Origin of the sequence: Flavobacterium sp. LHD-80, from assembly GCF_030929605.1 — a bacterium.
Taxonomy (GTDB): Bacteria; Bacteroidota; Bacteroidia; order Flavobacteriales; family Flavobacteriaceae; genus Flavobacterium.
This window is the reverse complement of sequence record NZ_JAVFVS010000008.1, coordinates 110850-125617: the sequence shown is the minus strand read 5'-3', so window position 1 is coordinate 125617 and position 14768 is coordinate 110850. Positions and strand designations below refer to the sequence as shown.

9 protein-coding genes are annotated in these 14768 nt (G+C 33.7%); all 9 read right to left on the bottom strand.

All coding sequences use genetic code 11. The features are described from left to right. Positions 1–4: 4 nt before the first annotated feature. Positions 5–289, bottom strand: a complete 285-nt coding sequence (locus RB619_RS11955) for a hypothetical protein (RefSeq protein WP_308097711.1) — start codon at positions 287–289, stop codon at positions 5–7. Positions 290–291: 2 nt separating this feature from the next. Next, on the bottom strand, positions 292–3057 hold the full coding sequence (locus tag RB619_RS11950; protein WP_308097709.1) for a PD-(D/E)XK nuclease family protein: 2766 nt from the start codon (positions 3055–3057) through the stop codon (positions 292–294). Between the two features lie 63 nt (positions 3058–3120). Further along, positions 3121–4587: an OmpA family protein gene (locus RB619_RS11945; RefSeq protein WP_308097707.1), complete on the bottom strand. Its 1467-nt coding sequence runs from the start codon at positions 4585–4587 to the stop codon at positions 3121–3123. Between the two features lie 113 nt (positions 4588–4700). Then, on the bottom strand, positions 4701–5894 hold the full coding sequence (gene kbl / locus RB619_RS11940; protein WP_308097705.1) for a glycine C-acetyltransferase: 1194 nt from the start codon (positions 5892–5894) through the stop codon (positions 4701–4703). An 80-nt stretch (positions 5895–5974) separates the two neighbouring features. Next, on the bottom strand, positions 5975–9133 hold the full coding sequence (locus RB619_RS11935; RefSeq protein ID WP_308097703.1) for a UvrD-helicase domain-containing protein: 3159 nt from the start codon (positions 9131–9133) through the stop codon (positions 5975–5977). Between the two features lie 141 nt (positions 9134–9274). Continuing rightward, a complete protein-coding gene (locus RB619_RS11930; RefSeq protein WP_308097701.1) occupies positions 9275–9874 on the bottom strand; it encodes a lipoprotein signal peptidase in 600 nt (199 codons plus the stop codon). A gap of 221 nt (positions 9875–10095) precedes the next feature. Then, on the bottom strand, positions 10096–10476 hold the full coding sequence (locus tag RB619_RS11925) for a TraR/DksA C4-type zinc finger protein (protein ID WP_012022792.1): 381 nt from the start codon (positions 10474–10476) through the stop codon (positions 10096–10098). 6 nt (positions 10477–10482) lie between these two features. Further along, entirely contained in the window at positions 10483–13884 is a 3402-nt protein-coding gene (gene ileS / locus RB619_RS11920; protein WP_308097699.1) for an isoleucine--tRNA ligase, read from the bottom strand. Positions 13885–14014: 130 nt separating this feature from the next. Beyond that, complete coding sequence (gene recO, locus RB619_RS11915; RefSeq protein ID WP_308097698.1) at positions 14015–14728, bottom strand: DNA repair protein RecO; 714 nt, start codon at positions 14726–14728, stop codon at positions 14015–14017. Between the last annotated feature and the right edge of the window lie 40 nt (positions 14729–14768).

The following is a 14768-nucleotide window of genomic DNA, read 5'->3' as shown; positions in this document are numbered from 1 at the left end:
TAATTTATTTTTTTAAAAAAATTATAAGCCCAAACAAAACTGCAGTGCAAAATGTCATAAGATAACTAAAAACCAAAAGCTGGATTTTAGAAACGCCATTATTTATATAAAACAAATAATCACTTTTACGATAAAATTCTTTGTAGCCAATACTAGCCAAAAAACCAAAACTCAGAAAAAATATAAAGAAATAATCAAAACCGCCTAAGAAAACAGCAATGCCACAAAACAGCAAATTATAAGGCAATGTCGTTTTATAAAACTCGAATATATTCGATAACTTTCTCATTGTTAGTTTATTTTTTCTTCAAAAGGAATTGCAACATCAAAAATTTCATTTAAAAGCAAAACAATTTCTTGTAGATAAAGATCCAGAATTTCTTTAGAAACTACCATATCCAACTCTTTTTCTTCCTTAAATCCAAAAGGCAAAAATCCTGATTTCAAATTCTTAAAGGAAATTATACCAACTTCAATTGGCATTGCTCCTGCTTCCTTTTCAAACATAAACGCATAAGCCAGAACTTGAATGATTTTATCGTTTTTAAGCTCTTTCGTCAATCCATTCCAAGTTTTCAATACCACATTGGCTTTTTCAACTTTTCCTGTCTTATAGTCAATAATTCTTATTTTACCGTTTCGTTGTTCAATGCGGTCAACATTTCCTTTTATAAGAACAGGAAATGGCAAGCTTGAATGCATCAACTCTCGTTCGTATGTCTGCTCTAAAGCAATGATCTTAATTGCGTCTCCATTTTTAATTGCCTCTAATTCCATTTTAAGAAAATTAAAAACATTTCGTTTTGCGACTTCAAAAGCCAAAAGATTACGACCTTTTTTAATCTCACCTTCTTTATAAACCACTTTAAATTGCTTCAAAACTTCTTCATCAAGAAGTTTAAAGCAATTCTTAATATCGTCTTCTGAGATAAACCTACCAATAAAAGGCTCATAAAGACCTTTCAAAGTTTCATGAATAATTGTTCCAAGCGTATTTAAGGCAATGTTTTCCTCAACTTCTTCTACTTCCCGAATGCGAAGAATCTTTTGAAAGTAAAAATCAATCGGATTCCGAATATAACTTGTCAATGCCGAAGGTGAAAAACCTGCTTGAGCAATTTCTTTTAAGCGTTCCATAACCGCTTCTGATTTCGGAATTACCATTGGCTGACTCGCAGTCGCAGGCAAAACCGGATTATAAATATCAAAAGTCAAGTTATGCTTTGGCTGTTTTTCAACTTCTAATTGTGTAATAAACCTACTTCGCTCACCAGCATCTAGTCCATCATTTTCGGTATTATAAATAAGATAAATATTTTTTGCTCTTTGCAATAAATGATAAAAATGATAGGTATAAATAGCGTCTTTTTCTTTAAAAGTAGGCAATCCTAATTCACGTTTAACATCATAAGGAATAAATGAATTTTGAGATTTTCCTGCTGGAAATTTCCCTTCATTCATTGAAGTTATAATTACAGTTTCAAAATCCAGAACACGGCTTTCCAAAACTCCCATAATCTGGAGTCCTCGTAAAGGCTCACCTTCAAATGAAACTTCGGCAACATCAATAATTTGCTTATAAATTGCATGAAGCGTATCAATATTGTCAATATAATGGTGGCTGGTGTAATAATTAATCAACTTATTTATTACTTTGAAAACGGCATAAACAAAGGATTTTGCAATTTTTTCCTCCTCGTTATCTTTGTCAAAATTCTCTTTGATCAAAAGCAAAAGTGATGAGATAATTTCGAGAACAGCTAGTGAGTTATTTTCCCATTTCGTGAATAGCAAATCAAATAAAGGCGAAGTATTCGTATTTAATTCTACTATTCTGTTTTGAGAAATAAATGTGTAATTATTCTCTTTAATAATTTTGACCAAATGACTTGCATTTGCATATGGAGCGACAAGCGGATGTGTCAAAATATCGAGAACGTCTTTGTAATAAAAAACATAACTTTCGCCTTTTCGAGAAAGCGCATTTGTATGCATTTTAAACAATTTGGCAATCAATATTTGCGACGGATTGTTTTTTCCCGAATATCCCATTGTTATATTCAAAGCTCCCACAGAAGAAGGCAATGAATACAAAACAGGAATAAGCAAATTTTCTTCACCCAAAACAACAGCCACTTTATCCAAAGATCCTCCAGGGTTTTCGGAAATTATTCTTTCAATAATACTTCCTGCTATTTTTGCCTGGCCAATGGTTTTTGGCGAACCAATAACCTGAATGTTTTTGGATTGCGAAAAATCATCTACAATCCATTCAAATGGATGTGATTTGTAATGTTTCCAGCTCTCCTTAAATCGTCTCACAAAAAGGCCTGCGTCGTGATAAGGATCATTTAAAAAAGTCTGATCTGTATCCCAATAAATCTTCGCCTGATCCAAAGCCAATAAATGTTGTACAATTTTTTCTTCTGCTGCATTTAAAGCATTAAAACCAGCAAAAACAAAAGATCGATTTGAAACTGTATTTGAAAAATGATTCAGATTATTAACCGCTTCACGATAAATCAATCCTTGATACCCAATTCCTTTGTTTAGCAAGTGATTGTATAATGAATCGTAATACAGAGGAAGAAGTTTCCAGAAATCAATATACTTTTCTAAAAGTTTTGTTTTGTTTTCGACTTCAATACCCCATTTTTTTATATCCTCAATATCTTTCAAATAAGAAAGAACATGAACAGGGTCTAGAAGATATCTGTCAATTTCATTAAAATCCTGTAAAAGTGTTTTTGCCCAATTAGCAAATAATTCAAATGACTGCTGATGCTGTTTTTCAGTAACAGATAAATAAACTTCATAAAACTCAAACAAAAGCTCAATTGAATCTACTGAACGAATTGCAGCTACATCTTGCACAAAGTCTTCAATACTAATAATTTCAGGTGATAAAATCGTTTTTTGAGTTTCTTTTTTCAAAGCATCAATTAAAAATACTTTAGCTCTTTTATTAGGAAGGATGATGGTTGTTTCCGCAAGCTTTGTTCCATAATTCTGAATAACTACGGCAGCAATTTTATCTAGAAAAGAATTATTTATCATTTTATAAAAATAAAAAAAGCCATTCAATTAAGAATGGCTTTTAAGTATTATTTACAAAGTAAATTATAGTTTACCTTGGTATTTAGAACCAATGTGTCTGATTTCAGTTCTTCTGTTTTGTGCTTTACCTGCAGCAGTTTTGTTGCTTGCAACTGGCTGAGAAGATCCAAATCCTTTAGACTCTAAGTTTTCTGGATTAACACCTCTTTGAACTAATGCATCTAATACAGCTTTAGCTCTGTCCTCAGAAAGTTTTTGGTTGATTTTAGCAGAACCTGTACTATCTGTGTGTCCTTCAATAGAGAATTTCGCGTTTGGATAGTTTTTAAGGATTTCTTTAATTGCATCTAATCTAGCTGGAGTTTCTTTATCTCCTGTTTTGAAAGTAGCTTTACCTGAGTTGAAGTAAACCGCTCTTGCTTGAACTTTAAGATCTTCTAAAGCCTCAGAAGTAACTTCTGGACAACCTCTGTTACTAGCAGGACCGAATACTGTAGGACAATCGTCATCTTTATCAGCAACACCATCTTTGTCAGCGTCTAAGAAAGGACAACCACCGTTTTCTTTTGGACCAGCAACTGTAGGACATTTATCATCTTTATCAGCGATTCCGTCACCGTCAGTATCAGGACAACCTTTTAAAGCAGCTAAACCAGCAACATCTGGACAAGCATCATCTTTATCAGCAATTCCGTCTCCGTCTGTATCAGGACATCCGTTTAATGCAGCTAAACCAAATACATCTGGACAAGCATCAGAAGCATCAACGATTCCGTCACCGTCAGTATCAGGACATCCGTTGAATTGTTTTAAACCAGCAACATCTGGACAAGCGTCATCTTTATCATAGATTCCGTCTCCGTCAGTATCTTTACCTCCGAATTTGAAGATAAGACCAGCTGTATGTTGGAAGTGAGAAACAGCATCTGGAGTACCAGAAGCATCTACTCTATCTCCACTAACAGCCCATTTGTATTTTGTAGCTAATTCAAGACCAATAGCATCAGTAAACCAGAAAGTTAAACCAGCACCTGGGTTAACAGTTCCGTAGCTGCTATCTCCGAAGAAAGTATAACCACCACCAACAGATAACGAAGGATCAATCACTTTAGATTTGATTAATTCTTGGAAGCTGTATTTAATAGTAGCATCAATTCCGTAGTACATTAAGTCTCCAGGATTGTAAACACTATTACCTCTTCCGTCTACAGGTCCGTAACTTGGCTGATTAAAAACTACAAATTTATCAATTTTGTTTACAGAACCTTGTAAACCAACAGAGAAACCACTACCAACATATCTAGACACACCAATGTAAGATAAAGAAGGTAAAATATTCCAGTTGTCTTTTACAGCGAATGGCTGCGAGAAGTGTTGATCAAAGAAACCACTCCCTGAACCAGAACTTGTTCTAGTGTCAACGGCATTAACTCCAAATGAGATAGCCCATGGATTGTTACTGTCTTGTGCGTGAGAACTTAAACCCATCACCATCATCACAGCAACTAAAAGTTTGTTAAGATGTTTCATACTTAATTTTTTTAATTACAATTTAGTTAATTACAAGCAAAAGTAACACCAAATTTTTTAAATACAAAATGAAATGTTAAAAAAAACCTACAAAAATTCACTGAATGTGGTAATTATATAACTTTTAACATTTTACCTGTTAATGTAAAGGCTTCGATCGCCTTGTCTAAATGCGCTTTAGTATGAGCCGCAGATAGCTGTACGCGTATTCTAGCTTTATCTTTTGGAACCACAGGGAAAAAGAAACCGATTACATATATACCCTCTTTTAATAACTCATTTGCCATAGTTTGTGATAATTTTGCATCATAAAGCATCACCGGCACAATTGCAGAATCACCATCGATAATATCAAAACCGGCTTTTTTCATTCCTTCTTTGAAATAATTAGTATTCCACTCTAATTTATCTCTAAGTGTTGTATCTTTTTCTAGCAATTCGAAAACTTTGATAGAAGCGCCAACAATTGCAGGTGCTAACGAGTTAGAAAACAAATAAGGTCTTGAACGCTGACGCAATATCTCGATTATTTCTTTTTTGGCAGTTGTATAACCTCCCATTGCACCACCCAAAGCTTTTCCTAATGTACCCGTGATAATATCAACACGACCCATTACTCCTTTTGCTTCAAGAGTTCCTTTTCCCGTCGCACCAATAAAACCTGCAGCATGACATTCATCAACCATTACCATTGCATCATATTTATCTGCTAAATCACAAATTTTATCTAACGGGGCAACTAAACCATCCATAGAGAAAACACCATCTGTAACAATTAATTTGAAACGAGCTCCAGCTTCATTTGCTTTGATTAATTGTTGTTCCAAATCTTCCATATTGCTGTTTTCATAACGATAACGAGCCGCTTTACACAAACGAACGCCATCGATAATAGAAGCATGATTTAAACTATCTGAAATAATAGCATCATTTTCTCCCAACAAAGGCTCGAAAACACCACCATTTGCATCAAAAGCTGCAGCATACAATATAGTATCTTCTGTTCCGTAAAAATCAGCGATCTTTTTTTCTAATGTTTTGTGAATATCCTGAGTTCCGCAAATAAAACGAACTGACGACATTCCAAAACCGTGTGTATCCATAGCATCTTTTGCCGCCTGAACTACTTCTGGATGCGAAGAAAGCCCTAAATAGTTGTTTGCGCAAAAATTCAAAACAGTCTCTCCTGTTGAAATTTGAATTTCAGCACCTTGAGCTGAAGTTATGATACGCTCTTTTTTAAAAATTCCGTTTTCTTCAATTGTCTGCAATTCAGTTTGCAGATGTTCTTTAATTTTACCGTACATTTCCTTATATTTAAAACGTTAAAAATTAACAGCTTACAACAAAAACAAGCCCTTTTTTCTTTAACATCTGATTAATTTTTTCACAAATTTACTACATCGATTTCGGTTCCTATATACACCAAAGCCTTTTTTAACACTTTGTATCCTAAATCTTCAATAGCATCTTGATATTCCTGAATTTGCTGTTTGTATTTTGAATTTATTGCTCCAGTTTTATAATCTAGTAAATATGCTTTTTTATCTTCTGTCAACACAATTCTATCTGGTTTAAGGATTTTTCCTTCTTTTTGAACTATCGTCTGCTCATTCAAAATCTTGTTGTTTCCATCGAAACAAATACTGATTTCTGGATGACTCACAATATGCTGAAGTGTTTTTAAAACCTGATCTGCTTGATCAGCCTTGATCAGCCCATCTTCCATTGCTTTTGTAACTGCCAAATCAACATCTGATTTATCTTTAACAAAAGCCAAAATCTCATGAACCACATTCCCATAAGATATTGCTTCCTGTTGATGTGTACCCCACATCAATGCTTCTCTTTGGGCGATTTTTATGTTTTTAGGATTCAGAACTTCTTTTACTACTGGAATTTCTTTTACCGAATTAATCACTTCAATTGAAGGAGACAATTTAACTCGGTTTCCAAATTCATATTCTAATTTTTCGGAATCGTAAATTCCAAGATGAATCAAATATTTGATAAAAAAAGAAGCCATATTGCTAGGAAATTCACCATCTTTTCTCTCTTTTAATGATTGCGAAATGACATACAACTGCTCTTCTGCACGAGTTAGAGCAACATATAGAACATTAATATTATCCAGCAGTTCTTCTTGCTTTTTCAGATTAAAAACTGCTGAAGCATTTTCACCAAAACCTTCAACCGCACTACTGTTATCTATTAAAGCTTTTGGAATATTTAAATCAGAATCGGTTGTGTCGAGCCATAATTTATCTTTTGGTTTTCGATTATAATCTTCTTCAGCAAAAGGCATGATTACCACCGGAAATTCCAAGCCCTTAGACTTGTGAATCGTCATAACTCGAACTGCATTATTTCCTTCTGGAGACGGAATACTAAACTTTTCAGCGTTTTTGTCCCAATAATTCAAAAAATCAGCTATTCCGGCTTGATTTCTCACATCTCTTTCAAGAACTATATCCAAGAAAAACTGCACATATGCATTACCTTCTGACGGAAGAATAAACTTCGCAATAATAATTTCTACAGCTTCATACAATGATTTTTTTCTAACATCTTCAAAAGACAATGAAACATCGAAAGTTAAAAGCCATTTTTCAAAATCAGCTTCTATTTTTCTTAACATTCCTTCGGCAATAAAATCATGAATTGGCATTTGTGAATTTACATTTTCAGCCAAAAAATGAAGAAAATTAGCTTTGGATTCTAGATCGGCGCTATTATTTAAATATTTTAGAAGATGAATAATCAAACGCACTTCTGTCGCATTTTGTATCATCAAAGTTTCTGACGACAAAAGCGGAATACCTTGCTCAGTCAAATAATTTGCAATTGCAATTCCCTGACCTCTTTTTCGGGTCAAAATCACAATATCTTTATACTGAAAACCATCTTTAAGAACTTTTAAAATGGTATTTAAAGTAGCCAAAACATATAAATCCGATTTTTCAACAACTTCCTCTTCATCGACAGCATCGTTTTTTTCAACAATTGGAAGAAACGAAATATTCACATAACCGCCTTTTTTAGAATTTGCATTTTGAAAACTATGATTTTCATATAAATCTTTATAATCTACATTTGAAAATTCCGAAGAAATTAGTTTAAAAAACGAATTATTAAAATCAATTACTTCACTGTAACTTCTGTAATTTGTATCTAGATGTTTTATCTGTTTATCTGGATTATTAAACGGATTTACATCTTTACTTAATTCAATAAATTGCTCCGCTTTTCCTCCACGCCAGCGATAAATAGATTGTTTTGGATCCCCCACAATCATTAAAGTTCCTTTATTCCCAAAATCATCTAGACCGGAAAGCGAATTATCAATTAAAGGAATTAGATTTTGCCATTGCATCTCAGAAGTATCCTGAAATTCATCAATAAAAAAATGACGATATCGCTCGCCTAAACGCTCATAAATAAAAGGCGCAGGCTGATTTTGAATTTCGCGATGAATAATAGCATTAAATTCTGAAATAGAAAGAATATTTTGTTCGGACTGAATTTTTGCCAATTCATTACTCACCGTATTCAATAAAGAAAGTGGTGTTATATTTTTCAGGAAAGCTTTATAAAAATCTCTTTTTTCGAAGTTTTTATAAATCTTATCTAAAACTTGAAGCAGTTCTGGAATAATGTTTTCAATTAATGCTTTGTCTTTGGCTGTTTTATTAATTGCTATATCATCAAACTCATGAAATGTTTTATTTCTGGGATTGAATTTTCCATCACGGATACTTTCTAAGTGATTCGGAAAAGTACCTCGCGAAAATGATTTCAAATCAATTCCGTTTTTATCAATTAATGAAAGCGCATCTGTTGCCCAAGATTCATTTTCAGCTTCCAAATCTTTACAAAGCGCAAGCATTTTCTTTTTAATCTCAATAAATTCTTCGATTGATTTATCATGAAAATGTAAAATCTCATTTCGATTATTTTCGTTCAAAACCAATCTTCCAGTTTCTAAAATCTCACGAGAAACATCCCAACTTTTATCATCGTCGGTTTTTTCCATTGTGAAATCAATCAACAAATTGGTCAGCGTTTCATCTTGACCTGCTTGCGCAATTATAGCATCAACAGCTTCGATCAATAAATTTTCCGTGTCCAAAGTAACTTCAAAAGTCATCGGAAGATTTAAATCGTGTGCAAAAGCACGGATTACTTTATGAGTAAATTTATCAATTGTGGAAATATCAAAAGCAGCATAATTATGAATTAAATGCTTTATGATATTCTGAGATTTAGTTTTGATTTTAATAATCGAAAGTCCTGTGTCGCGAGACAAATCTTCCATCAAATCAACTGCTTTTGCAGAAGGCTGTTCTTTTGCAAATTCAGAAAGACTCCCAACAATTCGGCTTTTCATTTCATGAACCGCTTTGTTGGTGAACGTTATTGCTAGAATATTTCGGTAAGCATCATTTTTAGGTGAAGAGAGAATAATTTTCAGATATTCTTTAACCAATGTATACGTCTTTCCTGAGCCTGCAGAAGCATCATAAATTGAGAAAGACGGACTTTGCATAATTTGATTTTTTGTACTGTAAAAATAACACAATAAATATTTAAATCCCAATAATGAAAAATTCCAAATTCCAATATCTGTGCGCAATGAACACTTTCAAATATTGGAATTTGGAATTTATTTTTTGAATTTTAAAATAATTTATGCGTGTTTTGGGAAAGCTCTTTTATTAAAAACTAATAAAATACCAACACCTGTCGAGATTGCAACATCGGCAACATTGAAGATTGCGTTGAAAAAAGCAAAATGTTTCCCTCCAACTAACGGAAGCCATGTTGGCAAATTTCCTTCCCAGATAGGAAAATAAAACATATCAACTACTAAACCATGAAACCAAGTTCCGTAAGGATTAGGAGAAAAAAGCGTTGAAATGTTATGCTCACTACCGTCAAATATTACTCCGTAAAAAACAGAATCGATAATATTACCGGCAGCACCAGCAAAAATTAAAGCAATCGCCACTACTAAATAAGTAGAATGACGTTTTTTAATGGCATCTGCAAGCCACCATCCGATTCCGAACACTGCGAAGATTCTAAAAACTGTCAAAATTAATTTTCCATATTCTCCAGGAATCTTAGTTCCCCAAGCCATACCTTCATTTTCAATAAAATGAATTCGAAACCAATCAAAAAGAACCACTTCTTCACCAAGAATAAAATTTGTTTTTACATAAATTTTTGACAGCTGATCGACAATTAAAACTAAAAATATAAGGAAATACGCTTTTCGTAATGACATTTTATAAAATTTTGATGCGCAAAAATAACTAATTAAATCAAAAAAGCGCTTTTTAAGTAACGTTAATTGTTTCGTAATAAATCGAAATCGAACTGATTCGCTTATTGTCTGTGTCGGAAATTCTTTTTCGCAATATAATTTACCGAAATTAAAACGTGGAGAGTCGTATTAAAGAAAAAAGCGCCCCAAAATGGAGCGCTTTTTTTATGATAATTATATCATTATCTCTGCAAGTTTTTAGCTTCGATACTCATTGTAGCATGAGGAACAATTTTAAGCCTTTCTTTGCTGATTAATTTACCTGTTACTTTGCAAATACCATATGTTTTGTTTTCAACACGGAAAAGCGCGTTTTTTAAATCGCGAATAAACTTTTCTTGCCTGATAGCCAACTGAGAGTTTGCTTCTTTAGACATTGTTTCACTTCCTTCTTCAAAAGCTTTAAAAGTTGGAGAAGTATCGTCTGTTCCGTTATTCAAATCGTTCATATAAGCACTTTTGATCAAATCAAGATCTTCCTGTGCTTTTTTAATTTTTGCTTGGATTATTTCTTTGAACTCTGCTAAATCTGCGTCAGAGTATCTTGTAATTTCATCTATCATTTTATATTATTTTGAAATTAATATCATTGTTTTAATATCATCAAACTCAATTTCTGTGCCGTTTTCTAAAGCATCCACAAAAACCAAATCATCCGTAAGTGTCTCAGACTTAATATAGTCTAAGTTTTTCAAAACTGCATCTTCTAAAATGCCGTCCTTCTTTATCTGTACCTTAATCTTATCAGTAACTTCAAATCCAGAATCTTTACGGATATTCTGAATTCTGTTCACCAATTCTCTCGCGATACCTTCATTTTTTAATTCCTCAGAAATTGTAATGTCAAGCGCAACTGTAATTCCGTTTGAATTTGCAACCAGCCAACCTTCAATATCCTGAGATGTTATTTCGACGTCTTCTAGTGATAAAGTTACATTATTTCCAGAAATAACAATATCCAGTGTGCCCTGCTTGTCCAGCTCATTAATCTGCTCTGCCGAAAAAGCTTGTATTTCCTTAGAAATCAGACCCATATCTTTTCCAAAACGTGGTCCTAAAGCCTTAAAATTAGGTTTAATTTGTTTCACCAAAATACCAGAAGCATCATCTAAAAGTTCAATTTCTTTAACGTTTACTTCGGCTTTTACCAGGTCAGAAATTGCTTCGATTTCAGCTCTTTGATTCTCGTCAAGTACCGGAATCATTACCTTTTGCAAAGGTTGACGAACTTTAATCATCTCTTTTTTACGTAGTGATAAAACCAAAGATGAGATCGTTTGCGCCTTCTGCATTTTACTCTCTAACGTTTTATTAACAAAGTTTTCGACAAATTTTGGGAATTCAGCCAAGTGAACACTAGCAAAATCCTCGGTTCCCGTCGAAGCGGTCAAATCTCTGTACAATTTATCCATGAAAAAAGGAGCGACCGGAGCGCTTAATTTGCTTATCGTTAATAAACAAGTATAAAGCGTTTGGTAAGCTGCAATTTTATCTTTAGCATATTCTCCTTTCCAAAAACGACGACGGCATAAACGAACATACCAGTTACTTAAGTTTTCCTGAACGAATTCAGAAATAGCTCTTGTCGCTTTTGTTGGCTCATAATCTTCATAACATTCATCAACAAATTTCACTAAAGTATTCAACTCAGAAATAATCCATTGATCGATTTCTGGCCTTTCGTTTAAAGGAATTTCCGCTTCAGCATATTTAAATCCGTCGATGTTAGCATATAACGAAAAGAAAGAATAAGTGTTGTATAAAGTTCCGAAGAATTTACGGCGAACCTCAGCAATTCCTTCAAGGTCAAACTTCAAGTTATCCCACGGATTTGCATTCATAATCATGTACCAACGTGTGGCATCAGGACCGTATTCTTCAATGGTTTTAAAAGGGTCTATCGTATTTCCTTTACTCTTAGACATTTTAATTCCATTTTTATCCAGAACCAAACCGTTTGAAACTACGTTTTTATACGCTACTTTATCAAAAACCAATGTTCCGATAGCATGCAATGTATAAAACCATCCACGTGTTTGATCCACTCCTTCTGCAATGAAATTCGCAGGAAAATCTTTATTTCCATCGATTTTGTCTTGATTTTCAAAAGGATAATGCCATTGTGCATAAGGCATTGCTCCAGAATCGAACCAAACGTCGATCAAATCGCTTTCGCGTTTCATTGGCTGGCCTGAAGCCGAAACCAACGTAATTTGATCCACAACATTTTTGTGCAAATCAATTAAATCATAATTTGATTCAGACATGTTTCCGATTTCAAAACCTTTAAACGGATTTTCTTTTTGAAAACCAGCTTCGATAGATTTCTCGATCGCATTATATAATTCTTCAACAGAACCAATAAGAACTTCTTCTTTTTTGTCTTCAGTTCTCCAAATTGGCAACGGAATTCCCCAATATCTAGAACGAGATAAGTTCCAGTCGTTGGCATTTTTAAGCCAATTTCCAAAACGTCCTTCACCAGTAGATTTAGGTTTCCAATTGATAGTTTCGTTCAGGTCGAACATTCTATCTTTTACATCGGTTACTTTGATGAACCATGAATCTAGGGGATAATATAATAACGGCTCGTCAGTTCTCCAGCTGTGTGGATAACTGTGCACGTATTTTTCAACTTTAAAAGCTTTGTTTTCTTCTTTTAAACGAATAGCAATTTCAACATCTACAGATTTCTCTGGAGCCTGACCTGCATCGTAATATTCGTTTTTCACATATTTACCTGCAAGTTCACCAACATGAGAAGTGAATTTTCCTTGTAAATCAACTAACGGAACTGCATTTCCTTCTTCATCTAAAACCAACATTGGCGGAACTTCTGGTTTTGCTTCTTTTGCTACTTTAGCATCATCCGCACCAAAAGTTGGCGCTGTATGCACAACTCCTGTTCCGTCTTCTGTAGTAACGAAATCTCCGGCAATTACTCTAAATGCATTTTCAGCATTTTGATATGGCAATACGTACGGCAATAATTGCTCGTAACGGATTTCTACTAAATCTTTTCCTTTTGCTTCAGTTAAGATTTTATATGGAAGTTTTTTGTCTCCGTTTTTCACATTATCAAAATCAGCATCATCTTCACTTAAGAAAAATCCTTTTCCGAATTGTTTTCCAACTAAGTTTTTAGCCAAAACAACATTGATTGGCTCAAAAGTATATTGATTGAAAGTTTTAACTAAAACATAATCGATTTTTGGCCCAACTGTTAAAGCTGTATTCGATGGCAATGTCCAAGGAGTTGTCGTCCAAGCTAAAATGTGAATATCTCCAAAACCTTGTAAAAAGCTTGGTAATGTTTCTGGCAAAGTTTTGAATTGCGCTACAATCGTAGTATCCGTAACATCTCTATAAGCTCCAGGCTGATTTACTTCGTGAGAAGATAATCCAGTTCCTGCTTTTGGAGAATACGGCTGAATCGTATATCCTTTGTACAACAAACCTTTATCGTAAATTTGTTTCAAAAGCCACCAAACAGACTCCATGTATTTTGGCTTATACGTCACATATGGATCTTCCATATCAACCCAATAACCCATTTTTTCGGTCAAATCATTCCATACGTCGGTATAACGCATCACGGTTTTTTTACACGCTTCGTTATATTCTTCGATCGAAATCGTTTTGCCAATATCTTCTTTTGTAATTCCTAATTCTTTCTCGGTACCTAATTCTACAGGCAAACCGTGAGTATCCCATCCGGCTTTTCTTTTTACCTGAAAACCTTTTTGAGTTTTATATCTGCAAAAAATATCTTTAATCGCACGCGCCATTACGTGGTGAATTCCTGGTAATCCGTTTGCTGAAGGCGGACCTTCAAAAAATACGAAAGGCTCAGCACCTTCGCGAGTAGTTACACTCTTTTCAAATATATTTTCTTTCTTCCAAAAATCAAGAACTTCAGACGCTACCGTTGGCAAGTCAAGTCCTTTGTATTCAGTAAATTTTGTGCTCATTTTATCCTTTTCTTAAACGAGGTGCGAAAGTAAGGAATTTTGAGGAAAATAGATAAAAGATAACGGAAAAAAGACCGCTTTGAGGTAATTTCAGGTAGATTCCGCAAAAAATATTGCCGTTTTTGTTGATTTAAGAGAAAACTTCTTTTAAAATCTCTAAAGATTTAGGTTTTTTGAATCCGTCCAAATGAAAACTGTAGTAATCAATTAAAATTTTAAGCAGTATTTGCCTTTCTAAAACATGAAAGACTTTCTGATCATTATCAAATTTTAAATCGATTAACTTTTTAAACAAATTAGTTTCATGTTCCGTCAACACATTTCCTTTTTGAAAATGAGTAAAAACTCCGTCGTTTACTTCAAAAAAAGGCAAATCGATTTCAGAAATATCCGGATAAAAACCTAAATATTTTGTAATTTCTAAAAGTAAAATCAAATGAAAATTAGAAATTTCGTCGTGATGATCCAGCCAGGTCAAAGCGGTTTCTAGAAACAAAAAAAGCGATTCGTTTTTCTCTTCTTCCTGAATCGAATAATGAAGCACTTCAGACAAAAACATGACCATCGTGCTCTTAAAAATATCTGTATGAATCGTCTGAAAAGGAACTGCCGTTTTCAATTCTTTAAAATTTTCCAAAGTCCCCTTATTCTTATGAATAGCCTCGATTTCTAAAATCGACAACGGCTGAAAATAAGCAATCTTCTGACTCGTTTTCCGACTCGAAAAAGCATCGCGCACGAAATACGATTTCAGTCCGTTTGAAAGTGTAAAACATTTTACAATCAAACTTTTTTCCTGAAATTTTAAGGAGGAGATTACTATGGCTTTGGTTTTAACGAGCAAAATTTTTGTTTTTTTTGTTTCAGGTTTCAAGTTTCAAGTT